General features: G+C 73.2%; 22 protein-coding genes. 9 read left to right on the top strand and 13 right to left on the bottom strand.

The window, feature by feature from the left end:
* Window positions 1–43: 43 nt before the first annotated feature.
* Entirely contained in the window at window positions 44–1,246 is a 1,203-nt protein-coding gene (locus tag L1280_RS11800; RefSeq protein ID WP_253582494.1) for a PLP-dependent aspartate aminotransferase family protein, read from the bottom strand.
* Window positions 1,247–1,293: 47 nt separating this feature from the next.
* A complete protein-coding gene (locus L1280_RS11805) occupies window positions 1,294–1,953 on the bottom strand; it encodes a TRIC cation channel family protein (RefSeq protein ID WP_253582495.1) in 660 nt (219 codons plus the stop codon).
* 36 nt (window positions 1,954–1,989) lie between these two features.
* Here L1280_RS11805 and L1280_RS11810 point away from each other — a divergent pair, with 36 nt between their 5' ends.
* Window positions 1,990–2,211 (top strand): hypothetical protein, encoded by a 222-nt coding sequence (locus L1280_RS11810; RefSeq protein WP_253582496.1) that lies wholly within the window; start codon window positions 1,990–1,992, stop codon window positions 2,209–2,211.
* Between the two features lie 135 nt (window positions 2,212–2,346).
* Window positions 2,347–2,529, top strand: coding sequence for a 50S ribosomal protein L32 (gene rpmF, locus L1280_RS11815; protein ID WP_253582497.1), 183 nt, complete (start codon window positions 2,347–2,349; stop codon window positions 2,527–2,529).
* A gap of 98 nt (window positions 2,530–2,627) precedes the next feature.
* Here rpmF and ubiE read toward each other — a convergent pair whose 3' ends face one another.
* Together ubiE and L1280_RS11825 are read right to left on the bottom strand one after the other, a co-directional pair.
* Window positions 2,628–3,350 carry a bifunctional demethylmenaquinone methyltransferase/2-methoxy-6-polyprenyl-1,4-benzoquinol methylase UbiE gene (ubiE, locus tag L1280_RS11820; protein WP_253582498.1) on the bottom strand — a complete coding sequence of 241 codons (723 nt, stop codon included), beginning with the start codon at window positions 3,348–3,350 and terminating at the stop codon, window positions 2,628–2,630.
* 50 nt (window positions 3,351–3,400) lie between these two features.
* Window positions 3,401–4,588 (bottom strand): glycine C-acetyltransferase, encoded by a 1,188-nt coding sequence (locus tag L1280_RS11825; RefSeq protein ID WP_253582499.1) that lies wholly within the window; start codon window positions 4,586–4,588, stop codon window positions 3,401–3,403.
* A 108-nt stretch (window positions 4,589–4,696) separates the two neighbouring features.
* Here L1280_RS11825 and L1280_RS11830 point away from each other — a divergent pair, with 108 nt between their 5' ends.
* The 6 genes from L1280_RS11830 to pta all read left to right on the top strand — a co-directional run bounded on the left by L1280_RS11830 (window position 4,697) and on the right by pta (window position 12,919).
* Window positions 4,697–5,440: a roadblock/LC7 domain-containing protein gene (locus tag L1280_RS11830; RefSeq protein ID WP_253582500.1), complete on the top strand. Its 744-nt coding sequence runs from the start codon at window positions 4,697–4,699 to the stop codon at window positions 5,438–5,440.
* Complete coding sequence (locus L1280_RS11835; protein ID WP_253582501.1) at window positions 5,437–7,011, top strand: hypothetical protein; 1,575 nt, start codon at window positions 5,437–5,439, stop codon at window positions 7,009–7,011. The genes L1280_RS11830 and L1280_RS11835 overlap by 4 nt, the downstream gene beginning before the upstream one ends.
* Complete coding sequence (locus tag L1280_RS11840) at window positions 7,008–9,002, top strand: hypothetical protein (RefSeq protein WP_253582502.1); 1,995 nt, start codon at window positions 7,008–7,010, stop codon at window positions 9,000–9,002. Before L1280_RS11835 ends, L1280_RS11840 begins: the two co-directional genes overlap by 4 nt.
* A gap of 32 nt (window positions 9,003–9,034) precedes the next feature.
* Window positions 9,035–9,478: a tRNA (adenosine(37)-N6)-threonylcarbamoyltransferase complex ATPase subunit type 1 TsaE gene (gene tsaE / locus L1280_RS11845; RefSeq protein WP_253582503.1), complete on the top strand. Its 444-nt coding sequence runs from the start codon at window positions 9,035–9,037 to the stop codon at window positions 9,476–9,478.
* 78 nt (window positions 9,479–9,556) lie between these two features.
* Entirely contained in the window at window positions 9,557–10,744 is a 1,188-nt protein-coding gene (locus tag L1280_RS11850; RefSeq protein WP_253582504.1) for an acetate kinase, read from the top strand.
* Between the two features lie 57 nt (window positions 10,745–10,801).
* A complete protein-coding gene (gene pta, locus L1280_RS11855; protein WP_253582505.1) occupies window positions 10,802–12,919 on the top strand; it encodes a phosphate acetyltransferase in 2,118 nt (705 codons plus the stop codon).
* Between the two features lie 46 nt (window positions 12,920–12,965).
* Here the strand turns inward: pta and L1280_RS11860 are convergent, their stop codons facing one another.
* The 7 genes from L1280_RS11860 to L1280_RS11890 form a co-directional block, all read right to left on the bottom strand.
* On the bottom strand, window positions 12,966–14,066 hold the full coding sequence (locus L1280_RS11860) for an LptF/LptG family permease (protein WP_253582506.1): 1,101 nt from the start codon (window positions 14,064–14,066) through the stop codon (window positions 12,966–12,968).
* The gene (locus tag L1280_RS11865; protein ID WP_253582507.1) at window positions 14,063–15,166 is read right to left on the bottom strand and encodes an LptF/LptG family permease; all 1,104 of its coding nucleotides are present in this window, start codon (window positions 15,164–15,166) and stop codon (window positions 14,063–14,065) included. Before L1280_RS11865 ends, L1280_RS11860 begins: the two co-directional genes overlap by 4 nt.
* 303 nt (window positions 15,167–15,469) lie before the next feature.
* Complete coding sequence (gene ddrC, locus L1280_RS11870) at window positions 15,470–16,168, bottom strand: DNA damage response protein DdrC (protein ID WP_253582508.1); 699 nt, start codon at window positions 16,166–16,168, stop codon at window positions 15,470–15,472.
* Window positions 16,169–16,218: 50 nt separating this feature from the next.
* Window positions 16,219–19,260, bottom strand: a complete 3,042-nt coding sequence (locus tag L1280_RS11875) for a hypothetical protein (protein WP_253582509.1) — start codon at window positions 19,258–19,260, stop codon at window positions 16,219–16,221.
* Window positions 19,261–19,327: 67 nt separating this feature from the next.
* Window positions 19,328–19,909, bottom strand: a complete 582-nt coding sequence (locus L1280_RS11880; RefSeq protein WP_253582510.1) for a hypothetical protein — start codon at window positions 19,907–19,909, stop codon at window positions 19,328–19,330.
* Entirely contained in the window at window positions 19,906–20,793 is an 888-nt protein-coding gene (locus L1280_RS11885; protein WP_253582511.1) for a hypothetical protein, read from the bottom strand. Before L1280_RS11885 ends, L1280_RS11880 begins: the two co-directional genes overlap by 4 nt.
* 113 nt (window positions 20,794–20,906) lie before the next feature.
* Window positions 20,907–21,782, bottom strand: coding sequence for a hypothetical protein (locus L1280_RS11890; RefSeq protein WP_253582512.1), 876 nt, complete (start codon window positions 21,780–21,782; stop codon window positions 20,907–20,909).
* A 619-nt stretch (window positions 21,783–22,401) separates the two neighbouring features.
* On the opposite strand from L1280_RS11890, the gene L1280_RS11895 reads away from it, so the two are divergent.
* Window positions 22,402–24,603, top strand: coding sequence for a hypothetical protein (locus tag L1280_RS11895; protein WP_253582513.1), 2,202 nt, complete (start codon window positions 22,402–22,404; stop codon window positions 24,601–24,603).
* Here L1280_RS11895 and L1280_RS11900 read toward each other — a convergent pair.
* Together L1280_RS11900 and L1280_RS11905 are read right to left on the bottom strand one after the other, a co-directional pair.
* The gene (locus tag L1280_RS11900) at window positions 24,575–25,288 is read right to left on the bottom strand and encodes a tRNA (adenine(22)-N(1))-methyltransferase TrmK (protein WP_253582514.1); all 714 of its coding nucleotides are present in this window, start codon (window positions 25,286–25,288) and stop codon (window positions 24,575–24,577) included. The two genes, L1280_RS11895 and L1280_RS11900, sit on opposite strands and share 29 nt — an antisense overlap.
* Window positions 25,285–25,839, bottom strand: a complete 555-nt coding sequence (locus L1280_RS11905; protein WP_253582515.1) for an MOSC domain-containing protein — start codon at window positions 25,837–25,839, stop codon at window positions 25,285–25,287. The genes L1280_RS11900 and L1280_RS11905 overlap by 4 nt, the downstream gene beginning before the upstream one ends.
* Window positions 25,840–25,991 lie beyond the last annotated feature (152 nt).

The following is a 25,991-nucleotide window of genomic DNA, read 5'->3' on the forward strand; positions in this document are numbered from 1 at the left end:
CGCCGGGACGGTAGGCGATGCTGCCGAGCGCCCCTCCCGGCCCTCAGTCCCCCGCGCCCACGGGCACGCGCTCCAGCGCTCCGAGCACGTCCGTGATCAGGTCGGCCTCGTCCTCGATGCCTACTGAGAGGCGCACCAGCCCCTTGGTCACGCCCTGGCGGGCCAGCGTTTCCTCGCCCAGAAGCTGGTGGGTGGTGCTCGCGGGATGGCACGAGAGGCTCTCCACATCCCCGAGGCTGACGGCCTGGGTAAAGAGGCGCAGGTTGTTCAGGAAGGCGAAGGCTGCCTCCTGCGTCCCGAGGTCCAGGCTGAGCAGGCCCCCGAAGGCCCGCATCTGCCGCGCCGCGACCGCGTGGCCGGGGTGGGTGGGGAGGCCGGGGTAGTGCAGGGCTTTCAAGGCGGGGTGGCCCTCCAGCGCCCGTGCGAGCGCCATCGCGCCCTGGCAGTGGGCTTCCATCCGCAGCGGCAGGGTCTTGAGGCCGCGCAGCAGCAGATACGCCTCGAAGGGACCGAGCACCGAGCCGACGTGCCGCAGCCCGTGCAGCCGCAGCTCGGTCACGAGGTCCGCCGACCCCACGACCACGCCCGCCACCACGTCCCCGTGCCCGCCGAGGTACTTGGTGGCCGAGTGCATCACGAGGTCGGCGCCGTGCTCCAGCGGGCGCGTCAGGTACGGCGTGGCGAAGGTGTTGTCCACCACGACGAGCGCCCCCGCCGCGTGCGCGACCGCCGAGGCCGCCGCGAGGTCCACGATTCCCACGGTGGGGTTGGAGGGCGTTTCCAGCCAGACCAGCCGGGTGCGCTCCGTCACCACACCGCGCAGCGCCTCCACGTCCGCCGCCTCGTGGACGGTCACCCCGAAGCGGCCCAGGATGTCGCGCAGCAGCCCTTCCGTGCCGCCGTACAGCGGGCCGACGAAAGCCACCTCGTCCACCGTGCGCAGCAGGGTCAGCGCGATGGCACTCGCCGCGCCCATGCCGCTGCCAAAGGCGACGGCGGCCTCCGCCCCTTCCAGACTGGCGACCTTCTCCTCGAAGGCCGTCACGGTGGGGTTGGAGAGCCGGGAGTAGAAGTAACCCGTTTCCTCGCCCGCGAAGAGCCGCCCCCCGCGCTCGGCCGTGCCGTAGCCGAAGGTGGAGGTCGCGTAGATGGGCACCGCGTGGGCGCCCGTCACCGGGTCGAGGCCGTGCCCCGCGTGGACGGCGCGGGTACGGAAGCCAGCGGGCCGGTCTGCTTGTGTAGACATGGTGGGGGACAGTGTAGGGCATGGGAAGGGGCAGTCAGCCGTCGGGCTCACCCCTCCGGCAGCCGCCGCACCGGCAGCCGCGCCCAGCCCCGGCGCGAGAGCCAGCGCAGCAGCAGCACGGTTCCAGCACCGCCGAGCTGGGCTTGAAAGGGCGTGAAGTGCGGGTACAACAGGTACACGGTGAGGGCTCCAGCGGCGGCGGCCGTGGCATAGAGCTGGTCGCGGCGGTACATCACCTCGGGGACCTCGTTGGCGATCAGGTCGCGGATGATCCCCCCGCCCACCCCGCTGAGCGCCCCCGCGAAAATCACGCCCAGTGGCCCCAGCCCGGCGGCGATGGCCCCCACCGCCCCCGACGCGGCGAAGAGGCTCAACCCCACCGAGTCGAACACGCTGAGGGCCTTTTCGAAGCGGGCCAGCCGTTCCCCGAACGCGAAGGCGATCACCGCCCCGGCAATCGCCACCCACAGGTAGGTCTCGTCGCGCAGAAAGAGGGGGAGGGCCTGCCCGGTCAGGGTGTCGCGAATCGCGCCGCCGCCCACCGCCGTCACGCAGCCCAGCACCAGCACCCCGAACAGGTCGAATCTCTTGCGGACCGCCAGCAGCGCTCCCGACAGGCTGAAGGCCAGAATGCCCGTCAGGTCAAGCACCCGCAGCCCCGTTTCCAGGGTGGCGGGGGAGATCGGGGGCAGGGCCAGCTCTTGCACGTCCCCACCGTACATGGCCCCGGTACACTGCGGCGCGTGAGCCGCGCCACTGCGTTCGGATCAGGCCTGGGCTTTCTGGCTCTGGCCTGGCTGTTCTGGCGGGAGTACCGGGAACCCGGCCTGCACGCCTTCTGGACCGAGGAAGACGAGCAGGCCTGGCCGGTGCTGGGGTGGCTGCGTTGGCTGGTCGGCCTGTTGTTGTGCGGCGGTGCGGGCCTCGCGGCAGCAGCCTTGTTCGTCATGAGCCTGTGGCCGTAGCCCTGGCCGCGCAGGGGGTGAGCAGGAGCCGCCCTATGCTATACTCTCCGCTGTTGTCTCGTCCCCGGCCCCAGCGGGCAGGCGGGAACCGAGCGCCCCGGCGGGAGACGCCGTGCGGCCCCAGGAGAAAAGAACATGGCGAAGCACCCCGTTCCCAAGAAGAAGACCAGCAAGAGCAAGCGCGACATGCGCCGCAGCCACCACGCCCTTGTCGCCCCCAACCTCGTCGAGTGCCCCCAGTGCCACGCCAAGAAGCTCCAGCACCACATCTGCCCGAGCTGCGGCACCTACGCGGGCCGTCAGGTGCTGGCGGTCTGAGGATCAGCAGGTGAAAGAGACTCCCCTTGCGGGAGTCTTTTTTCGTGGCGTGTAGGGGTAGATTTCTGCCTCTCTATATGCCACACGCCACGGGCCTTTTACCCCTTGTCCCCCACGTGAATCGCCGCAATGCCAAAGGTCAGCAGGCGAAAGCGGGTGCGGAAGCCCGTCGCGTGCATCAGCCCCGCGAGGCGCTCGGGGTCGGGAAAGGCGAGGACGCTCTCGGGGAGGTAGGTGTAGGCGCCCGCGTTGCCGCTCACCCAGGCCCCCACGCGCGGGAGAATCTGCCGGAAGTAGAAGCGGAACAGTGATCCGAAGAGGCCTGGACGCGGCGGCGGAAACTCCAGAATGACCAGCCGTCCGCCCGGCGTCAGCACCCGCCACAGCTCGGAGAGGCCCCGCGCATAGTCGGCGAAGTTCCGGAAGCCAAAGGCGCAGGTCACGGCGTCAAAGGCGCCGTCGGGGTAGGGCAGGTTCAGCGCGTCGCCCTCCTCCAGCCGCACCTCCAGGTGCCGTCCCCTCGCCTTCTCGCGGGCGATCTCCAGCATCTGGGGCACGAAGTCGCTGCCCACGACCTCGGCCTGCGGAGCACGGGCCTTCAGCTCCAGCGCGAAATCTCCGGTCCCGGTCGCCACGTCGAGAATCCGCCGGGGGTTCAGGGTCAGGGCTTCCCGCGCGGCCTCCCGCCGCCACGCGCGGTCCACGCCGAGGCTCAGCACCCGGTTGAGAAGGTCGTAGCGGGGCGCGATGGAGGCGAACATCGCCTGCACCTCGCGCCCCCGGTCCTGCTTGTCGCCCACGGGCGGGCGGGAACTCGTCATGGGGGGATGATAGGGGGAGCCAGGGCGGCGGGTGGCCCGGCCCCGCCCAGTCAGCCGATCACGCCCAGCGCCCGGCCCACCCGCTCATAGGCCGCGAGCGCGTGCTCCAGATCATCCCGCGTATGCTCGGCGGTCACGATGTTGCGGATGCGGGCCTGACCGCGCGGCACGGTCGGGAAGCCCAGGCCGACCGCGAAGACGCCCTCGTCCAGCAGCCGTCGGCTGGCCTCGAAGGCGGCCTCCGGCTCCCCGAACAGCACGGGCGTGATGGGGGTCTGGCTGCCCATCGTGTCGAAGCCCAGCCGGGCGAGTTCGGCCTTGAAGAAGCGGGTGTTGTCCCACAGCCGCTCCATGAAGGCAGGCTCGCGCTGCACGAGCTCCAGCGCCGCCGAGAGGGCGCCGACGACGGCGGGCGGATGCGCGGTCGAGAAGAGGTAGGGCCGCGCCCGGTTGATCAGCAGTTGCCGCAGGTCGGCGTGCCCCGCCGCGTAGCCGCCCACCACGCCCCAGGCCTTGCTCAGCGTGCCGACCTGAATCACGTCGTCCGCGTGCTCGTAGCCGAAGTGGTGAACGGTCCCGCGCCCAGCTTCCCCCAGTACGCCCGAGCCGTGCGCGTCGTCCACGTAGGTGACGGCCCCGTGTTTGCGGGCCACCTCGATCAGGCGGTCGAGGGGCGCGATATCGCCGTCCATGCTGAACACGCCGTCGGTCACGACCATCTTCAGGCCATCGGTCGGATTCTCCGCGAGCACCCGGTCAAGGTCGTCGGGGTCGCTGTGCCGGTAAATCTTCTTGGTGGCCTTGGTCAGCCGCAGGCCGTCGATGATGCTGGCGTGGTTCAGCTCGTCGCTGACGACGAGGTCGCCGGGTTGGAGCAGGGTGCCCAGCACGCCCTGGTTGGTGGTGAAGCCGCTCTGGAGCACCAGTGCACTCCCGGTGTGCTTGAACTCGGCCAGTTGGCGCTCGAAGTCCTCGTGGATGGTCAGCGTTCCGGCGATGGTCCGCACCGCTCCGGCCCCCGCGCCCCATTCGCGCAGGTACTGCTCCGCACGGGCCTTGATCTCGGGGTGATCGGCAAAGCCGAGGTAGTTGTTCGACGCCAGGTTGACCACATCCCGCCCGTCTACGCGGGTGCGGGCGCGGTTGGCGGTCTCGAGGACGCGCGGGGAGATCAGCAGGCCCTGCTCGCGCAGGCCCGCGAGTTCGCGGCTGAGGCGGTCCTGAAGGGTGAGGGTCATGGAGGGCAGTCTAGAGGGGCCTGGGCACGGGCGACCGTGAGCCGGGGGCGCGGGCACGAAGAAGAAAAGTGTAAGCCCCCCCCGCCTACACTCGCCGCAGGTTTATCCATGACGAATGCCGTGTACACCCTCATCGTGCGCGCCCTGTCCGGCATCGTGTCCGACCGGGCCGCCGACACCATGCTGCGGGCCTCCCTGCGCGAAAGCGGCCTCAGCCCCGACACCGTGACGGCGGCGCAGATGCAGGCCGTACTGCGTGGCCCCCTCCTCGCGCGGCTCTCCGGGCTGCTGCCCCCCGAACGCGCCCGCGCCGAGCTTCAGGCGCTCGCCGCCGAGGTGCAGGCCCGCTACCCCAAGGCCCCCACCCTCTTCCTGCCGCCCGCCGCCGCCTGGGACGAGAACAGCCCCGAGCAGGCCTGGACCGCGCCCGCCTGGGAGGATCCCGTGGACACCACCCTCAGCGCCGACGACTTCGAATTCGACGACCCCGAGTACGCCACGCCGGTGGGCGGGCGCACCTATGCGCTGGACACGCCGGGGGGGCAGGAGGCCCTGATTCAGGACCTCGGGCGGCTTCAGGGGGTGCAGGGGGTGCTGGTCTGCCGGGCCAACGGCGAGGTGCTGCGCGAGCGGGCGCTGCGCGGGGGCGGTGGGCTGGGCGGCGTGGTTGCCGCCACCGCGATGCTGTTTCAGGCCCGCTCACTGCGGCTGATGTCGGCCGACATGGGCGACCGCACCGTCTGCATGCGCCCGCTGGGGGGCTACTGCGTGGCGGTCGTCGCCGGGGCCGGGGTCAATATCGGGCGCCTGCTCGCCGAACTCGGTCAGGTCGAGGCCGGGGCCGCGGCATGAGGCGGGCCGTGCTGCTGACGGCCCTGCTGGGCGCGGCCCTGTCCAATGTGGGAGGGGCTGCCGCCCAGGACCTCGCCGCCTACCGCGAGCTGACCCGCAGCCTCGACGCGGCGGCTTCCGCCCGACCGCAAAGCGGGGAGCGTGCCCTGGCGCAGCTCGACCGCGCCGAGGCCGCCCTGGACCGCCTGGCCCCCACCCTGGGCAACCGCCCGCTGGTCGAGGGGCTGCAGGGGGCACTGGGGCAGGCCCGCGCCGCGCTGGCCCGCACCCCCGCCGACCTTCAGGCCCAGGTGCTGCTCGCACGGGGGCTGGCGCGGGGAGCGCTGTACACCCAGACGCTGAACGGCCTGGGGGCAGGCACGTCCCCCACCGCCAATCAGGTGCGGCTGCTCGCCCAGGAATTCGGCCTGAGCGCCGGGGCGACCCAGGCCCTGCGGACCGACGCCGCAGCGGGCCGGGCCGAGCGGGTCGCGTGGCGGCTGCAACGGGCGGCGGCCGCCAAGGTCCGCGCCGCCCTGGGCGAGGCCCAGCCCGAGCGCACCACTGCCTCCTACCTCGCGCTGGCGCAGGCGGCAGGCTGGTTCACTGCCGTGCAGGAGGCCGGGGCCGGAAGCCTGCGGGCCGAGCAGTTCACGGGGGCGCTGACCCAGCTCACCGCCGGGGACCGGGCGGGCCTGACGGCTTCGCTGGCGGCCCTCCGCCAGGGCAGCACCGAACTGACGCGGGCGCTGGCGACGGCCCCAGCGGTGACCGAATCTGCGACCACTCCAAGCACCGAGCCGGGCGACCCGGCCCCGACTCCGGCACCGGCCCCGGTGGAGCCCACCGCTCCGGCGCAGGCCCCCACGCCCGCGGCGCCTGCCTCCTCCAGCGTGGACGCCGTGGACCGCGCCTACGCCGCCCTAGGACGTGCCCTGAGCGCCAGCGGGCACGGCGACCCGGTCACGGCCCGCGAGGAACTCGCCCGCGCCCGCACGGCGCTGGAAGAGGCCCCCACGACCCTGCGCACCGCGCCTGACTTCGAGGCCTACCTCGGGGACCTCGGCGCGGCGCAGGAGCGGCGCGGACTGCGGCCCGACAGCGTGCAGGCCCTGATCTCGGGGCTGGCCGGGCTGGAACGCGGCTCGCTTCCGGCGGTGGACGCGGCCTCGCTCGCAGGGACGGGCACCTTCGGCGGGGGCCTGCGGGCGGGATTGCTGCTGCTGCTCGCGCTGCTGGCGCCCGTGCCGCTGTACCTGCTGAACCTCGCCTTCGGGGGGCGCAACCCCTTCTGGCGGGCGATCACGGCCGCGCTGGCACTGCTGCTGCTGCCCACCTTTGTGGAGGGGGTGCTGGGGGCCGTGGGCTGGCTGGGCGACCTGATCGGGGTGGCCGCGCTGCGGGCGGCTCCGGCGCTCTCGCCGTGGTCGTCGCCCTTCGGGCTGCCGCTGCGGGCGCTGCTCACGGCCGCCGCGCTGGGGCTGGCGATCTACGGCTTCCGGGGCCTGTGCGTGCAGTTCGGCCTGCTGGGCAACCGCCGTGAGGCCACGCTCGCGCCCGCGACCACCGTGGAATGGGAGGAAGCCCTGTGAGCCCCGACACCGCCGCCCGTCAGGAACCCCTGCACCGCCTTCCCGTGCGGCTGCTGGGCGACCTCGTCTCGCCCCGCGCCCTGGAACGCATCCTGGCCGACGGGGCGCAGGCGCGGGGCAAGACGCCGGAGACGCTGGTGCCGGGTGACCTCGAGGACATCCTCAAGCGCGAGGTCTTCAAGCGCCTGCAACTCTCGGTGCCCGCCGCCCTCGCCAAGCGCCGCGTTTCGGAGGTGATCGGGGCGCTGATGGAAGCCGCCCCCAGCGCCCCCGCCGCGACCTCGGGCGAGGACCTGGGCGCGCTGGAGGAAGGCGCCCGGCGCTTTACCCTCTACTTCGACTGGCCGGAAACCCAGCGCCTGCGCGGCATCCTGGGGGTGGCCCGGCAGCAGCAGGCGGCGGGGGCCGACCTCGGGCCGCTGGTGCGCGAGGGGCAGGACCTGATCGCGCTGATGGAGCGCCGCCTGGAAGAAGGGCTGGTCGCGCAGGCGCAAGACCTCGCCGAACTCAGGGCCGCCTTCGGCCGCGTGCAGGGCATGGGCGGCAAGGACGTGCGCCGCCTGGAGAGCCTGATCGCCCAGGTCGAGGAAGCCCAGAAGGGCGGCGTCCTCCAGCCCGCCGAGGTCGAGCGGGCGCGGTCGATCACCTTCAACCTGCGGCGCCTGCTCGAGTCGTCGGTGGTGCAGCCCCTGCCGTCCGGCGAGGTGCCTGCACCTGTGGACCCCGAGGCGCAGGCCCGCGTGCTCGCGCTGGAGCAGGAGCACGCCTCGCGGCAGCTCGCGGACCTCGCCCGCGACTCCGAGGCGCTGCGCCGCGCCCGCCCCGAGCTGGAGGCCCGCTTGCAGGCCCTGCGTGCCCAGGGGGCGGCGGGCACCCTCAGCGCGGAGGCACTGGACACCTGGCGGCGCGAGCTGGAGGAGGCCCGGGAGGCCGAACTCGCCCAGCAACGCTCGGACCTCGTGGCGCTGGAGGGGGGCCTCGCCGCCCTGCCCCCCAGCCCGGCGCGGGAAGAAGCGCGGGTAGCGCTGGGCGTGGCCCGCCTGACCCTGGACGGGGGCGGCCTCGCCACCGACGAACTGCGCGACCTCCACGCCACCCTCGACGCCCTCCAGGCGGCGCCTGAAGTGGCAGCCCGGCGGCTGGAACTCCAGCGCGACCTCGCGGAGCTGGAACGCGCCGCCCGCGACGTGCCCGGTGCCGCCGACGAACTGGCCCCCGGCCTGGCCGCGGCCCGCGACGCGCTGAAACGGGGCGAGACGCCCGACGTGGCCGCCCTCTGGAGCGCCCTGGAACGCCGCATGGCCCAGGCCGCCCAGCAGCGCGAGGACTTCGACGCCCGCGCCGACCACGTGATCCGCGAGTACGACACGGTGCGGCACCTGGCGGGCGAGACCACTCAGAAATTGGGCCGCCTGGCCGACACCCTGCGTGCCCAGCGCCGCCTGGGGCGGATGTCGGCCCTGGCCCGCGAGCGCTACGCCCAGACCCTGACAGATGCCGAGGCCCTGCTCGCCGAGGCCCACGCCGAGTACGAGGCCGCCCAGCAGGTCACCGCCAGTTTCGGCGCGGACGCCCTGAGCGGGCTGCTGGACGTGTTCGACTTCGGCGGCGGGGAGCCGGAAGCGCCCCTGGCCGCGCCGGACCCTGCCCCAGCCGCCCCCGCTGTTCCGGCCTTCACCCTCCCGGCGGGCCTGCTGGGGGGCACCCCGACCGCCGAGACGGCCGAGCCGACCGGGGCCGAGCTGCCCTACGACGCCTGGCGGGTGCGGGGCGGGCAGCTCGTAGAAGGCCCGGCCGACGCGGCCGCGCAGGGCGTCGCGGCCCTGCTCGCGCAGGCCGACGACCTTGGCGGGCTGACCCTGCGCCTGACCGACGACCGCGCGGCGTGGGCGGCCCGGCTGGAGGGCGCGGGCGTGTGGCGGCTGGCCCGTGGTCCCAACGCCGGGGCCATCGACGACCGGGTGGGCGGCTGGCTGGCCGGGTCGGACTGAGGGCAGGGGCCTCCCTCCCCTATCCTGCCCCCATGACCGACCTGCCCCTCTCCCCCGGCGAATCGCGGCTCCTGCGCGGCGCGGCCGAGCAGCAGGCGCTGGGAGCGGCCTTTGCTCACGCGCTGCCGCCCGGCTCGCTCCTCTTTCTGGAGGGCGAGTTGGGGGCAGGCAAGACCACGCTCACGCAGGGGCTGGTGGGGGCCTACGGCTTTTCTGAGGGCGTCACCAGCCCCACCTACGCGCTGATGCACGCCTATCCCACCCCCGCCGGGCGCGTCCTGCATGTGGACGCCTACCGGGTGCGGGACGTGGCCGAGCTGTACGAGATGGACCTCGAAGACCTGGTCGCGGGCAGCCGCCTCAGCGTGGTCGAGTGGGGCGAGAGGCTGTACGCGGACTACCCGGCAGTGCCCGTGCTGCGGCTGGAGCATGTGGAGGGGGAGGCGGAGGTTCGGCGGGTGACTCGGGTGCGGTGAGTGCCACTTGCGGGGGGTGCCCCACCCTCAAGGAAGTCGGGACGCCCTCCCCTGCCGGTCTGGGCCAGAATGCCCCCCATGTGGACCCTCGTCGTCAACTGCGGGTCGAGCAGCCTGAAGTTCGCGCTGCTTGATCCCAGCACCACAGACGTACCCCTCGCGGGCCTTGCCGAGCGGCTGGGCACCGACGCCGCCTCGGTGCGGGTGGACCGCGCCGGGGAGCGGGTCACGGTGCCCCTGCCCGGTGGAGGCTACCCGGAAGCTTTCGGGGTGGTGCTGGCCGAACTCGACGCGTTGGGCCTGCGTGAACAGGTCGGCGCGGTGGGGCACCGGGTCGTGCACGGGGGCGAGCGCTTCAGCGCTCCGGCCCTGATCACGCCGGAGGTGCTGGACGCGGTGCGGGCCTGCGTGCCCCTCGCGCCGCTGCACAACCCGGCCAACATCGCCGGGATCGAGGCGGCGCAGGCGGCCTTCGGGGACGTGCCGCACGTGGCAGTCTTCGACACCGCCTTTCACCAGACCATGCCGGAGGTCGCCTACCGCTACGCCGTGCCGGAAGCGTGGTACCGCCAGCACGGCGTGCGGCGCTACGGCTTCCACGGCACGAGTCACGCCTACGTCGCGGGCGAGGCCGCGCGGATGCTGGGGCGGCCCCTGGAAGACCTGAACCTCGTCACCGCGCACCTGGGCAACGGGGCGAGCGTGTGCGCGGTGGCGGGCGGGCGCAGCGCAGACTCCAGCATGGGCCTGACCCCGCTGGAGGGCCTCGTCATGGGCACCCGCAGCGGCGACGTGGACCCCGGCCTGCACGACTTCATCGCGCGGCAGGCGGGCCTGAGTCTCACCCAGGTCACGGCGGCGCTGAACAAGGAGAGCGGGTTGCTGGGCCTTTCGGGGCTGAGCAACGACATGCGCGAGCTGGAGGAAGCCGCCGGGCGGGGACACGCCGGGGCACGCCTCGCGGTGGAGGTCTTCGTGTACCGCCTCGCCAAGACGATTGCGGGGCTGGCCGTCGCGCTGGGGCGGCTCGACGGCCTGGTCTTCACGGGCGGTATCGGGGAGAACAGCGCCGCCGTGCGCTCGGCCACCCTGGAGCGGCTGGGGCTGCTGGGCTTCCGGCTGGACGCGGAGGCGAACGCGCGGAACGTGCGCGGGCAGGGCGGCCTCATCACCACGCCGGGGACCCTGCCCGCCCTCGTCGTGAACACGAACGAGGAACGGATGATCGCGCGGGAAACGGCGCAGCTCGTCGCGCGGGGCCTGTAGCGTAGAAGACGCGCTGCCCAAGCCTCCACCCTCCCCCACCCCTCCGAAGGAGCCCCCATGCACACCCTCTTCGTCGCCCCCACCCGCAACGGCGTGGGCCTGAGCAGCACCGCCCTGGGCCTCGCCCGCGCCCTGGAACGGCAGGGCCTGCGGGTCGCCTTTCTCAAGCCCATCGCGCAGACGCACGAGACGACCACCGACGACTCGGTGCACTTCGCCCACACGCTCGCGCACCTCCAGCCTCCCACCCCCATCGCGCTCGCGCACGCCGAGGAGCAGCTCAGCCAGGGGGCGGAAGAGGACCTGATGGAGGAGGTCGTCGCCCTCTCCCGGCAGGCCGCCGGGGGACCGGGGGGGGCCGACGTGCTGATCGCGGAGGGGCTGGCGCTGAACGAGCGCAACACCTACGCCGGGGCGCTCAACGCCAGCCTCGCCCGCAACCTGGAGGCCGACGTGGTGCTTGTCTCCAGCCTCGCCGGGGTCACGGCGGGAGCACTCGCGGACGAGCTGGAGATCGCGGCGCAGGCCTACCGCCGCTCGGACGGCTCGGGCCTCGCGGGGTACGTGCTGAACTTCGCGCCGGTGGGCCTGGACTTCGGCGGACTCCTGGCCGAGTTGCGGGCGCGGAGCCGGGTGCTGTCGGGCGGCGAACTGCCCCTCCTGGGCGTGATCGCGCAGTCCCCCGCCCTCAGCGCCCCGCGCACCCTGGACGTGGCCCGGCACCTCGGGGCCGAGGTTCTCAATGAGGGTGAGGCCGGGCAGCGCCGGGTCACGAGCACGGTGGTCACCGCCCGCACGGTGCCCAAGATGGCCGACGCGGGCCTGTTCGCCTCCGGGGCGCTGGTGGTCACGCCGGGCGACCGCGAGGACGTGGTCATGGCGGCGGCCCTCTCGCACCTCAGTGGGGTGCCGCTCGCAGGGCTGCTGTACACCTCGGGCAGCAGCCCCGAACCTTCCATCGAGCGGCTGTGCCGCGCCGCGCTGACGAGTTCGCTGCCCGTGCTGCGGGTGGAGACGAACTCCTTCCACACCGCCTCGGCCCTCTCGCGGCTGGACCCCCGCGTGCCGCACGACGACCTCGAACGGATGGAGCGCACGCTGGACTTCATCGCCGACCGCCTCGACACCGTGCCGCTGCGGTCGCGCCTGAAGACGCCGCAGGCCGAGGGCGACCGCCGGATGCCCCCCAGTGCCTTCCGCTACGAACTGATTCAGAAGGCGCGGGCCGCCAACAAGCGCATCGTCCTGCCCGAGGGCGACGAGCCGCGCACCGTGCGGGCCGCCATCCGCTGCGTGGAAAAGGGCATCGCCCGCCCCGTGCTGCTCGCCAATCCCGACCGGGTGCGGCAGGTCGCGGAGGGGCAGGGCCTCACCCTTCCCGAGGGGCTGGAGGTGCTCGACCCCGAGAGCGTGCGGCGGCAGTACGTGGAACCGATGGTCGAGCTGCGCCGCAGCAAGGGCCTGACCGCACCCCAGGCCGAGGCCCAACTGGAAGACACCGTCGTGCTGGGGACGATGATGCTGGCGCTCGACGAGGTGGACGGGCTGGTCTCCGGCGCGGTCCACACCACCGCCAACACGGTGCGCCCCGCCCTGCAACTCATCAAGACGGCGCCTGGCGCCTCGCTGGTGTCGTCCATCTTCTTCATGCTGATGCCCGAGCAGGTTCTGGTGTACGGGGACGCGGCCATCAACCCCAACCCGAACGCCGAGGAACTCGCGGACATCGCCATTCAGTCCGCCGACAGTGCGCGGGCCTTCGGGATTCCGCCACGCGTCGCCATGCTGAGCTATTCGACCGGCGAGAGCGGCACGGGCGAGGACGTGGAGAAGGTCAAGGAGGCCACCCGCCTCGTGCGCGAGCGCCGCCCCGACCTCCCGGTGGATGGGCCACTCCAGTACGACGCCGCTTCTGTCCTCAGCGTGGGCCGCCAGAAGGCCCCGAACAGCCCGGTCGCGGGCCGGGCCACCGTCTTTATCTTCCCCGACCTCAACACCGGGAACACGACCTACAAGGCCGTGCAGCGCTCGGCGGGCGTGGTCGCCGTCGGGCCGATGCTGCAGGGCCTGCGCAAGCCCGTCAACGACCTCTCACGGGGGGCGCTGGTGGACGACATCGTCTACACCATCGCGCTGACGGCGATTCAGGCGACGCAGGTGAGGACCGGGGCGTAGGTCATGGGGGGTGGAGCGTGGGAGGGGTCCCTTCTGCGTTCTGCCCCTATCTCCGGCTCGCCCGCCACAGCAGCACTGCCCCCGCCAGCACCGCGATCACGTCCGGCGCGGCGGCGGCGAGCAGCGGCGGCACCGCGCCGTTCTCGCCCATCACCTTGAACACGCTCCAGGTGGCGTAATAGGCAAAGGTCAGCAGCAGCGCCCACACCAGCCCCAGGTTCAGGCCGCTGCGGAAGGTGTACACGGCGAGGCTGACCGCGAAAAAGGCCAGCGCGAGGGCCGCCAGCGGCTCGCTGAACTTGCGATAGAGCGCCGTGAAGTCGGCGGGGGCGGGCACGTTCTGGGCGCGGTAGGCCCCGGTCCGGGCCAGCAGGTCGGGCAGCGGAAGGTAAAAGGGCGGGAGCGCCGCGCCGGACCCGTCGAAGCTCGCCTGCACGTCCTGCACGGGCAGGGTGCCCTGGGCGAAGGAGAGGACGGTCACGGGCCGCCCGTTCTCGAAAGTGACGCGGCGGCCTTCGGTCAATTCCAGCACGTTGCTGCCGGGACGCAGGCGGCCCTCACGGGCGGTGATGACCTCGCGGGGAGGCAGTCCGGCCTGCATGGTCACGATGCGGAGGTCGCGCAGCTCGCCGCCCGGCAGGGCCTGGCCGACGCTGATCGCCCGGTTCAGTGCGTCGCGCAGCACCAGCCCCGGTTGGCCGGGGTCTCCCAGGCCGATCACGCGGGGGTTGTCCAGCACGATCTCGCGCTGCACGCTCTGCGCCTGCACGCGGGCGCGGGTGACCACCAGTTCGTTGATCGCAAAGGCCCCCAGCGTCACCGCCGCCGCCAGCGTCAGCACCGGCCGGAAGAGGCGCGAGGCCGGGACCCCGCTCGCCAGCGCCGCCTTGATCTCCGAGTCGGCGGCGAGGCGCGAGAGGCCCAGCAGGGTGGCGAACATCAGCGCGATGGGGAGGCCCAGGGCGACCGCTTCGGGGATATTCAGCGCCACCAGCCGCGCGACGAGCAGGCCGCTGGCCCCCTTGGCGAGCAGCGGCGCGATCACGTCCTTGAGCAGCAGCAGCAGCAACAGCAGGATGATCGCCAGCAGCGCTCCCACGAGGGGCGGCAGGATTTCCTCGACCACGTACCGCTCGAAGCGCTTCACCGCAGCCTCCAGGCCAGCACGCCCGCCACCAGCAGGAAAAACAGGTTGGGCAGCCACGCCGCGAACGTGGGCGGCAGCGCCCCCACCCGCGCGAGTTGCGGCGCGGTGGCCCACAGCGCGTAGAAGAGGGCCACGAAGACCACCACCGCCGCAAAGGCCGCCGCCCGGTTGCGCAGCAGCAGCCCCAGCGCCCCCGCCGCGAGCGCGAAAATCACCGCCGTGAGAGGATCGGCCACCCGCGCGGCGAGCTGGTGCGCGTCCACCCGGCGCTCTTCCGGGGTGCCCTCGCCGCTCGCCAGCCGCGCCCGCAGCTCGGGCGTGCTGACCTGCTGGGCGGGGGGGGCCGGGGGCCGGGGCTGGTCGGTCTGCCGGAAGACCAGGGGACCGGGCGCGGGCTGCGGGTCCTGGCCGGGGCGGGTGATCCACGCACCCGTGACCGTCCACGTCTGCGCGGCCGTGTCCCAGGTGCCGCCCGTGGCCGTGACCGTCTCGTCGCCGCGCTGCACCAGCACCCCGTCGAGCGCGGCGACCGGGCCGCCCGCCTCGTTGCGGACGCGCCCGGCGTAGAAGAGGCCGTCTTCTGAGGCATAGGTGTAGTTGTCCTGGGTGGGCGTGGGCTGCGGGCCACCGTAGATCGTGTACCACGCGGCGTCGAAGCGGGCCAATCCCGCCGGGGCCACGTACCCCGCGTTCCAGTAGGCCAGCGCGGCCACCAGCGCGAAGGGCAGCGCCAGCGGCCACACCAGCGAGAGGGGCCGCAGGCCCCCCGCCGCGGCCGCCTTGAGTTCGCTGTCCCCCTGCATCCGCCCGAAGGCCAGCAGCACCGCGAAGGGCACCGAGAGCACCAGCGCCTCGTTCAGCGTGTTGGGCGCCAGCGCCCCGAAGACCCCCAGCGCCTGCCCCGGCGTGGCCCCGTAGGTCAGGAAGGCCCCCACGCTGGTGCTGAGGATGTCGGTCAGCCGCAGGATCAGAAACAGCGCCACCCCCGCCGCGTACCAGCGCAGCACCTCCGAGAGCACCGCGCGGTTCAGGGTCCGGGGCGGGCCTCCCCCCCGCCGGGCCGCGCCCACCCTCCGCGTGCCGGGGACAGGCCGGGTCATGCCGCTTCCTTCCGGGGGGCGCACGGGGCGGGAGTCACACGGTTTCCGTCCAATCCCTTCTCCCCTCGGGAAGGCGCCGATAGAAGGACTCCTTTCCCGGCAACCGTTCTGTTCCTGCTCGCTCTCCTGCGGAGCTGTACCCGTCCGCTCGGGTTGAACAGTTCTTCCAACTGTCCAACCGGAATCCGTATCAGTCGCAGGGACGGCACGCGCGGCATTCTAGACCAGCCCTCCCGGCCCATCTGCCCCACCCGCATGAGAACACGCGCCCCGTGGGAGGGACGCGTGCGGAAGAGAACGGGGTCAGCTCGCGCGGGGCGAGGGCGAGTCGCGCCACAGGTCGCGCTCGCGGCGGGCCACCCCCTCGTGGACGCGCAGGATCGCCTCGTTGCCGTGGGCGCCCGCCTCGGCGATGGCGCGGGCGGTGGCGGTGTCGAGGTAGGCGAGGCGCAGCAGCTCGTCGCTGCGCAGGCCGTCGCGGGTCTGCCGCACCCCGCGCTCGCGCCGGATGGTGGCCGAATCGGTGCCCAGCACGCTGCGGTTGCTGATGGAGCCGAGTTGGCCGTACACCCGGCCCTCGCCGCCGTGGCGGGCGACCGTGCTCATCAGCTCGCGGCGGGCGTCGGTGCTCTCCAGCCGGGCGGCCAGCCAGCGCCGGGCCTCGGGGTTGGCGTTGCGCTCGGCGATCTCGGCGGCCAGGCGCACGTCGCCGGTCATCGCGCGGGCCAGCAGCGTCTGTGCCCGCTTGCGCCAGCGCCGCGCCGCAGGGGTGTCCAGGGTGAAGGCGAGCCGGGCGAACTCGCCCGCGTCCAGGGTGGGCTCCGGCCCGGCGCCGAAGTCGCGCTCGGGGCTTTGAAGGTCGTGCCCGGCGGCGAAGGTCGCCCAGTCGGCAGGCATCGGGACGCCCAAGGCCGTCAGGGCGGTGGCGGCATGCAGCAGGCCGTCCGCGCTGGCGGGCAGCCGATGCGTGCCGAATTCCAGGGTGTGAGGAACGGTCTTCATGCGAATATCTTAGCACATTTTATGTCTCAGACATAATCTATTGGGGTGGCTCAGGGGGGCGTGACCACGACGAGCTTGAGGGTGGTGCTGCGGCTGGCGCCCTCGCCGCTCACGGTGACCACGATGTCGTAGGTGCCGGGCGCCGTTCCGGCGGGCACGGCGAGGGCGGCTTCGGCGCGGCCCTGGGTCAGTGCGGGCGTCAGCACCTGTCCGAAGGCCTCGACCCGCAGCCCGCGGGCGCCCTGGGTCTGCACCTGCACCTGCACGCGCGTTCCGGCGGCGGCGGTGCCGGGCGAGAGGCGGCCGAACACCGCCAGCGCTCCCGCCGTGTAGGTGGTGACGGCCTCGCGCGGGGGCAGGGCGGCTCCCAGGACCAGGGCCGGGGGCCGCTCGCCGGGCTGGAGGGTAACCGACTGCGCGGACTGGGTGGGCGTGAAGCCCTCCGGGAGCCGCGCGGGGTCGAGGGCCACGCTGTAGCGCCCGGCAGGCAGGCCCCCCAGCCGCGCGGTGCCGCGGGCGTCCGCCTGCGACTGGCGTGACACCGGGCCGCTCAGCACCACGCCGAGGTAGGGCAGCGGGTCCTCGCCGGGGTCCGCGGCGCCGTTGCGGTTGACGTCGTGAAAGACCAACGCCTCGAGCGCCGTGACGGGCGCAAAGGCGACGTCGCGCTCGGCGCGGCCGTTCTCGGTCACCTTGACCCCGGCCGTCTCCAGCGCCTCGACGGTCGCGGGGAGTCCGGCGGGGAAACTCAAGGCATGCTCGCCCACGGGCGCCCGGACCCGGTAGTGGCCCTGCGCGTCGGACACACTCCTCGCGCCCCCGATCTCGACCGTCACCCCGGCGAGCGGGGGTTCGTCCGGGTCACGGGTGCCGCTGAGATTGAGGTCGCGGTAGAGCGTGCCCTGTACCTCGCCGCCGATGCGCCCGCCGAACAGGTTCATCACGGCCTGCGGGGTGGCCAAGGCCCGGCTGAAGTCGTAGCTCACGCCCAGGCGCACCGTGTGGGTCAGGTGGCCCGACCCCAGGCCCTGCGGCGCTTGCAGGCGGTACCCCGCGCTGAGGTTCAGGCCGCCTACCCCCACGTCGCGCAGGCCCAGGGATATGCCCAGCAGGTCGGCGGTCGCCAGGCTCTGCGGCTGCACCGTCCAGGTGCGGCCGTAGTCCAGGGCGGTGCTCAGGCGCGGCGACCACGCCCGCTCCCAGCGCAGGCCCAGGCCGTGGGTCGTCACCGGGTCGGCCCCGCCCTCTGCCCGGCGCTCGAAGACGTAGCGCACGGCAAAGTCGTCCGCTCCTGGGCGGTAGTCGACCTGCACCGCTGCGGAGAGGCGCTCGCCCGGCGCCCCCCCCGGCCCGGGGTCGCGCTGCCAGCCCAGTTGCCCGGTGGCCTTCAGGGGGCCACGGATCAGCGCCGCGCCCACCGCCGCCTGCTGGGCCAGGGCACCCGGCGCGTCGTCGTCGGAACCCACCGTGTAGAGGCCCGAGGCCCGCACCGACGCGCCCCCCACCTGGAAGGTGGGCGAGACGATTCCGGCAGACACGCTCCACTCCAGCTCGGAGTCGGGGAGGGTCCCGCCCTCCACCCGCCCGGACAGGCTGGCCCCCAACCCGCCGGGACCGCTGTAGAGCAGCACCCCCGAACCGCTCCAGACCACCCCGCCGGGCTGAAGCTGCACGGCCGCCGCCGCCCGCACCCCGAAGGGTTCCAGCCGGGTCAGCCCCCCGGTGATTCCGAAGACGTGCACGCCGCTGAGGCTGCCGCTGTAGCTCTGGGTCAGGTCGAAACCCTCGCCCTGGTAGCTGAGCTGCTGGGTCCAGATCAGGCTGCCCTGGTAGGGGCCACTCCCGCTCTGGCCCACGCCCGCGACCCCCAGCGACAGCCCCAGGCCGGGAGCCAGCAGCCGGGCGTAGCGCACCCCGATCAGGTCGGTGCGCCGCTCGTCCTCACCGCGGCTCACCAGCGAGGTCCCGGCGTCCAGTTCCAGGTCGCCGCCCGCGACCTGGGTGCTGGCCCGCACCCCGGCACCCAGCACGCGGCCGTCGGGCAGCCGGGCGTACTGCACCCGGGGGCTGACCCGCCACGCGCCCCACAGCACGGTGCCGTCCAGCCGTCCCCCGCCTGCGCCCAGCGACAGGTTGGCGACCCAGCGCTCGGCGCCCAGTTGGATGCCGAAGGCGGTGCCCTGCGGCAGCGGCGACCCGCGGTCCCCCGCGAGGCCGGAGACGCCCACCGTGCCGCGCACGTAGTCGGACAGCGCCCCGCCCAGGGTGGGCTGGAGGGCGTAGCGCACCGTCCAGTCGGTGCCCTGGGGCGACCAGGTGACCCCGGCCTCGGCGGAGGTACGCACCCGGAAGAGCAGGCTGGGTCCCTCCAATGCGGCGGCCTGCTGGCCCGCCGCCGTGCGGTACACCGCGTCGGTGCGGGTGGTCGCCCGCGCCTGCGGGTCACGGGCCGACGCCGCCTCCACGAACAGCACGTAGCGGTAGCCTTCCGAGACCTGCTCCGCGTCCAGCGAAACCGTCACGGTCGTCGCCTCGCCGGGGGCCAGCCGGACCTCTGGCACGCTGAGCTGCGGGCGGCCGTCCACGTTGGTGACCCGCAGCCGGACGGTGTCGGGTTCGTTGCCGAGGTTGCGCACCTCCACGGGCACGCTCAGGCGCTCGCCGGGGGTGGCGTCGGCCTGGAGCGGGCTGCGCAGCGCCACCCGCGCCTGGGACAACACCCGGACGGTCGCCTGGGCGCGGGCCACCTCGCGCTCGCCCTGCAAGACCCGCAGCACCAGCGGGGGCGAGTCGCCCACCGGGGCCAGCGTGGGCACCCGGAACGTCACCGGCACCAGGGTGCGTCCGCGCAGGGTCAGGGTGCGCCGCCGGGTCACCGGCTCCCAGTCCGGGGAACTGCCGACCTCGAAGACGTACTCGCCCTGGCCCTCCGCGGCAAACGTCAGGGTGACGTAGGTGTCCGGCGCCGCCTCGCGGGGGCCGGGGGCCTGGACCGTCGGCGGCCCCGACTGGGCCAGCGCCAGCGGGGTCAGCGCTGGCAGGGACGGGGAAGCCAGCAGCGACCAGGCCAGGAGCAGCAGGGAGCGGGACATAGGGGGGCCTCACCTTCGGGGGAAGCGCTCGCAGCTCGGGGGCTGCGCCGAGAAAAACACCGGGAGGTCAGGGCAGCGCCAGGGCGGTAAAGGTCATGTCGAACAGGTAGCCGCCGCCCGCTTCCGCACCGGTCAGGTCCAGCGCGAACTCGATGTTCAGGGGCAGCCACCCGGCCGACGGCCCGGTGCCGCTCAGGACCACCTGGGGACCGGGGGTGACCTGCACCCAGGGGCCGCCGTTGACCCGGAAGTGCAGCCCCGGCAAGGGCAGCGTGCGGCCCTCCACGCCCGGCTGTGCCCGGACTTCCAGTTGCACCGTCCAGGGCCGGGCTGAGCTGGAAAACACGCCAAAGGCCTGCGCCGGAGCGAGGTAGCGGGCCGGGAACTGCGCGGGCGGGTAGTTGGTCGGCCCCAGGTCAAACGCCACCTCCGTGACGGCGGGCCGCCGCAGCACAATCAGGTCGGGAATCAGCGGGCGCAGCAGGGCGTCCGTCTGGGCCGGGGCCGGACTCGGCAGGGGCAGCGCCGGAAACGGCAGGTCCCCCCCCTGCGCGGCCGCGCCCCCCAGCAGCAGCGCGGCGGCCAGCCAGGCGGCGGGACCGGCGCCTCTGCCGCTCCTCCTGCCCGGCGCCCGCACACAGGGCGTCATGGTCGGCCTCCTCCGGACTCCCCGGCGCTGCCCGCACCGGGGAGGGGCGGCGGGGTGGCGGAAGCGGGCGCGGCCGCCTTGAGATCAAAGGGCAGGGTCACCACATGCTCGGCGAGAACGTCCTTATTTTTCTGCCCGTTGTTCAGGATCACCAGGGCGGTGTACTGCCCCTTGGGCACCGGTCCGGCCCACGCGGAGCGCAGCAGCAGGCTGCGGCCCGGCAGGGCCACCGCGATCTCCAGCGGCAGGGTCGCGACCAGGGTGCCCGCGGCGTCGCGCAGCTCGACCCGGCCCTGCACCGCCACCGCCGAGTTGCCGGAGTTGGTGTACTGCACGGCCAGCTCATAGGCCCCGGTGTCGGTCTGGGGCACGTTCTCGAAGATCCCGGTGATGCTCCCGGCGGTCGTCATGGGCTGCACATGCACGTACATGGTGTGCCCCACCCGCAGCCGGAAGCTGGCGAGCGTCTTGCCCGGCACCGCCGCCGGTTCCTGGCCCTCGAACATCAGCACGGCCCAGTGGGTGCCGGGCGCGGCGTCGGCGGGCACCTGGATGGTGTAGCGCACCTGCTTGGTCTCCTGCCCGCCCAGGTCCAGCTCGCTCGGCGACACGGTGGTCCAGGGACCGCTGCTTTCCTTGACGCTCCCGACCGGCAGGAACTGGCTTTCGCCCACCTCGCTGATGTTCATGTCCATCAGGTAGACGGCGACCTTCAGCCGCACGGCGGTCTGGTTGGGGTTGTAGATGTTGAGCACCTGCGTGACCGTCTGGCCGGGCGTGACCGTGTAGTGCCGCGTAATCGGGTCCACACCAATCGTGCCCTGGGCCGAAGCCAGGGCCGTCAGCGCCAGCAGGCAGGCGAGCAGTCGGGCGAGCATGCGCATGGGAACAGGCCTCCTGGAGCGGGGGGAGAGGGCGGGCACGCGGGACCCGGTGGGGGGGCGGCCAGGGTCAAGGGGGCAACGCGGGGAGTGACCGCGTTGCCCCCCGCCGGGGCTCAGTTGCCGGTGGTGAAGCCGCTGGTGTTGGAGGTCAGGGTGTAGGTCAGCGTGGCCACGTTGTCGCCCGCGCGGTCCCCGTCGACCACGATGGCCACGACCACCAGGTCATCGAGCCAGCTCGTGTTGGCGCGGCAGGTCGCCGGACGCGCGGCCGCCTTGTCGGTCGCGGCGGTGCCCTGGCTGGCGGCGGCGGCCCGCGCCCCGGTGGTGCCCACCGTCATGCGGCGGGGAATCAGCTCGCGGGACGCGCCGGGGGGCAGGTCGTACAGGCCGGTGCCGCCTGCATCGCCCCAGAAGTCACAGGGGTTGTCCTGGATGTACATGAGCTGGTTGCCCTGCTTGCCAGCCCCGGGGTTGTCGCGCTGAACGCTGAGCTTGAAGCCGCCCACGTTCGAGAACTTCTGAATGATGAAGCTCCGGTAGCAGACGAAGTAATCCTTGCTGCCTGCGACCAGCTCACCGTTGGTTCCGGTCTTCACGGGTGGATACTGGGTGACCCGTTCGCCCGCGCTGATGTTGATCTTGCCGAACTCCCCCGCGACCGGCGTGTAGAAGGTTTTCAGCGGCAGCACCTGGGTCTGGTTCCAGAAGTCGTTGCCGAGATTCGTTCTTTCGTCGGAGCCCAGGCCGTAAGCGCAGTACCAAGTCCCGTCCTGCTTGTCAATCTGGCTGATGTCGAAGACGAGCTGACTGGCGTCGAGGTGCAGCGCCGTGGCTTCCGGCAGCTTCAGGTTCACCGTCTGGGTGACCGAAGCGGTCGTGCTGCCGATTTTCTTCTGGTCCGGTCCCGAGCCGGTGGTGGGGTTGATGGTCTGCGCTCCGGCAACGCTCGCGAGCAACATCAGGGTGGCGGGCATCCAGTAGGTACGCATGATGAGTCTCCCTTGGTCGTACATCGGTCGTGCAGCGGACGGTGAACGGGGACAGGCTGCTGAGCGGTGCCGTGCGGTGGGCCAACCCTCCTCCTGAGCGCGAATGCGTGAAGCACGCTTTGCTGACTTCGCCGTGCACGCGCACTGTAATGAGGGTCGCGTTACAGCGCAGTGAAGGGCAGACACCGCGTGTCACGGACCCGCCCTGCCCCGTGGGTCAGGAACGAATGCGCCGTGCCAGCCGCGCTGCATGACGGCCTCCCCTCCTCAGGAGCGGCCCGGCCCGTTCCCGTCCCCTGGGAGGAACGCGGCACGAGCCGGGCCAGACACAACCGTGCATTGCGCGTCGGTGACGCCAAAGCTGACACTTCGTGAGACGGTGAGCCGCGCCCTTCACCTTTCAGACATGAAGCACCCATGACCCCTTCACGTCTGTTACGCCGGGGGGTACGCTGGAAGAAGCCGTTGAGGGGGTGGGAAGCAGGTCACAGTCACTTCCTGGCGTGTCGGGGATACGGGCTCCACACGGGTCTTCCCGGGCACGCCCACCCACCGGGCCCGAGCCGTGGATGACCACAGCTCAGGCCGGGTGCGCACCACACGACTTCGGGGGTGAAACGTGATGACGCCGCAGCGGGTGTTGACGGGGGACCGGGAGTCCTGGCGTCTGGAGGTTCTGGGGCACGTCGCCCTGTGGGACGGGACCGCCGCGCTGCCGCTGTTTCACAAGGGTCTGGCGCTGGTGACCTACCTGGTGCTCGAAGGCCGCGCCCACCACCGCGAGCATCTGGCGGGGCTGCTGTGGGAAACGCCGGACGCGCTGGGCAACCTGAGGGTCGAGTTGCTGCGGTTGCGGCAGCGGGGCGTGGGGCTGCCGCCGCGTCAGCCTCTGCTCGCCCTGCGTTGCCGCACCGACCTCGACGACTGGGCCGCGGTGCCCGACGACTTCGGCGGGGAGCACGAGGTGCTGGAATGGCTCTCGGCCTTGCGCGGCCTACCCCTGAGCGGCCTGGAGGACCTGGGGACTACGGCCTTTCGCGAGTGGCTCGACAGCCAGCGGGCCGCCCTGCTTGACCGCATCGAGACGCGGCTGGCGCGGGCGGCCTCACGGCTGGCGGGGCGGGGCGACTGGGCGAGTGTGCGGCTGATCACCGGGCGGGCAGGGGCGCTGGGGCTGAACCTCGGCTTACCTGAGCCTGCCCCGGCACCCCTGCCCCTGTGGTCCGCCCAGCAGGCGCAGTGGCAGGAGGTGCTGAGGCGGGCGCAGCAGCGGCCGCAAGTCGCGTTCGTGCGTGGGGAGGCCGGGACCCGGCGCCTGCTGCTCGCGGCGCTGGCCGAGGGCGGCGCTTGGCAGACGCTGAAAGTCCACGCCGACAATGGCGGCGCCCTGTGCCAGACAGCCCTGAAGCTGCAGCTGCGGCGCTTGCTGCCCGCGGGCGCCGCAGCGGCGGTGCCCCGGCGCCCGGAACCCGAGAGCCTGGTGGAAATCACTGAACTGCTGGGGGCCGCCGCAGCGCCGCTGCTGCTGATCTTGCACGATCCCCCAGCGCAAGACCGCTGGTGGACCGCGCTGGTGAGCGCCGCGCTCGACCTGCCCGGGCCGCTCGCCGTGGTGGTCACGGCCCCGCCCTCCGGCCCGGCGCTGGAGCAGGAGCACGCCCTGGGACCCCTGCTGCGGCGCGTCGCCGGACCCCGGCTCCACGTGATCTCACTGCCCCCCCTGGGCGTGGAGGAGGTCAGCGAACTGCTGCGCCCGCGCCTGCCGGAACGGACCCCAGCGCTGGACCGGGACGTGCTGGCCACGCGCCTGGCGCAGTGTTCGGAAGGTTCGCTGCCCTACTTGCAAGCCCTGCTGGAACGTGACCCCCCGGCACCCGACCTGCGGCTTCCCGCACAGGCGAGCGAGGTACTGCTCAGTGGTCTGGCCTCCCGCACGCCCTCCGAGCGCTGGGCGCTGGCGCACCTCGCGCAGATCTACGGACCGGTCACGCCCGAACTCGCCGCCGCGCTGCTGGGAGAAGCGGCGCAGGAGACGTTGGCCCTGGGGGTGCGCCTGGGCCTGCTCGTGCCGGTCGCGGCCAGCGAGCGGCTCTCGCTGCCGGATCTCGGCGCCCGGGTCCCCGACGGCGCGGCGACGCTGGGCTTCTCCCGCGAACTGCTCCGCTGCGCCCTGGCGGCCACCCTACCCGCTCCGGACCGGGACGCGCGGCGGCGCGACCTCGCCCGCTTCCTGCTGCCCACCGAGCCTTCACTGAGCCTGCTGTATGCCCGGCGGGTCGGGGACACGGCCCTGGAAGCGCAGGCGCGGGCCGCGCTGCCCGCCCAGACGCCGCTTTCCCACGCCCAGGGACCCGTTCCGCAGGCTGCGGCCGCGCCCGCCTGCCAGGAACATCCGCGCCGGGAGCACCGAACGCCCGGCGGGTACCGGGTGATCTCGGAGGGTGGTCTGGTGCGGGTGCTGCGGCGGGGTCATCCCGGTCCGGCGCCGTCCCTGGTGCTCACCTTTGCGGCGCAGTCCCCCCGCAGCGTGACGGTGCGGGCCGACGTGTTGCCCGGCGCCCCGCGCCCGGACCAGTGGCCGCCCCAGTTCGCTCTGGGCCTGCGAACGGGCGAGGGACCCCGGCGGGTCTACGCGGCCGGACCTGTCCCCACCCACGAGGCCGAGGGCGTCTCACACGTGTTCGCCGGGACCCTGCCGGTGGGCCGCTGGCTGTGCCTGTCGCTTGCCGAGCCCCTCACGGAGCTCAGCGTCCGTGCCGGGCACGTGGCCCTCACCCTCGCTGGCGCGGGCCTCACGGCCCCTCCGGCCCCACCGCCGTGACGCCGCGAACACGGCCTTCCAGCACGTCAAGCGCCGCCCGCGCCGTCTCCAGCTCAGTCTGGGCGGTGCGGCCGGGGGCGGCGAGCGGCGTCAGGCGCACCACGTCGTCCCAGACCTGGCGGCGCAGCACGGGGGAGCCTTCGCGCAGCAGGTGGGGACCGTAGCGCAGGGCGGCGGCGAGGGGCAACCCCGCATAGGCCGGGTCCTCTCCTCCAGCCCGCTCCAGCCGCAGCACCGGGTAGGGCCAGTGGCCCGGAATCAGGCGCTCTGCCCGCAGGTGGTAGCCGTGTTCCCGCGCCCAGGTGCGAATGGGCGTAGGTGAATCGTTGGGCTGGAGCACCAGCGCGGGCGGCACCCGTTCCCCCCCCCGGCGCAGGATGCCCGCGATGGTGCCCGCCCCCATGCCAGTCACGCTGGCACTCTCCACCTCGCCGGGGGCCAGGGGACCGAACCCGTCGCCCTCCCGCACCTCCAGCGCCCCCTCCAGCCGCGCCCGCGCCACGTTGCGCCGGGCGAGGGCCAGGGGACCGGGATTGAGTTCGACGATCACGCCGCGCCCGATGCGCCCTTCCCGGATCAGGCGGATGGGGAGATGGGCGTGGTCCGAGCCGATATCGGCGTGCGTGTCGGCGCGAATGAGCGACAGGACCGCCTCCAGCCGGGCATCCAGCGGGGGGTGGCTCACAGCGGCGTCACCACGTCGCCCACCCGGACCACGCCCCCCCGAATGACCCGCGCGGTCAGCCCGCCGTGCCCGCGCACCGCGTTGTAGCCGCCCTCCCCCAGTGTCTCCTCCATCCGCGAGCAGGGATGGCACTCCCCGGTGCCCTCCAGCACGACCTCGCCCACCCGAAAGCGGGCGTCTTTCAAGGCCAGCAACGGAAGGCCGCTGACCACGAGGTTGCGGCGCAGCTGCTCGGGCGTGGCGGTCTCCAGGCCCGCGAGGGCGCCGATCACGGGCAGGTGCTCGGCCTGAATCAGCGTGACCTGCCGCCGTCCGGGGCCGCCGGGGATGGGCGGGGCATGGCTGGGGGTCGCCGCCTCGCCCGGCTCGCCGCTCAAGGCCCGCAGCCGGGGCGGGGCCAGCTTGCCGTGGTCCCCGATCAACCCGACGAGGGGGTGCAGTTCGGCTTCGGGGACGCTCCGCACCGCGGCGCGGCGGGCTTCCCGCAGCCCGATCCACTCCAGGCGACCGGGGCGGGGAAAGGTGGCCCGCAGCTCGTGGATCGTCTTCACGGGAGACAGAGTACGGGAGGCCGCGCCGCTTGCTATGCTGCGCCGCATGAGGCGTCTGACCCGACGTGCCCAACCCGATGAGCACTATCCGCCTCGCCGCTAGGGTGGGAGGGTCAGTCACAGCCTGAAATCCAACCCCGAAGCGGCGCACC

The sequence above is a fragment of the Deinococcus sp. HSC-46F16 genome, from assembly GCF_024171495.1.
GTDB lineage: Bacteria > Deinococcota > Deinococci > Deinococcales > Deinococcaceae > Deinococcus.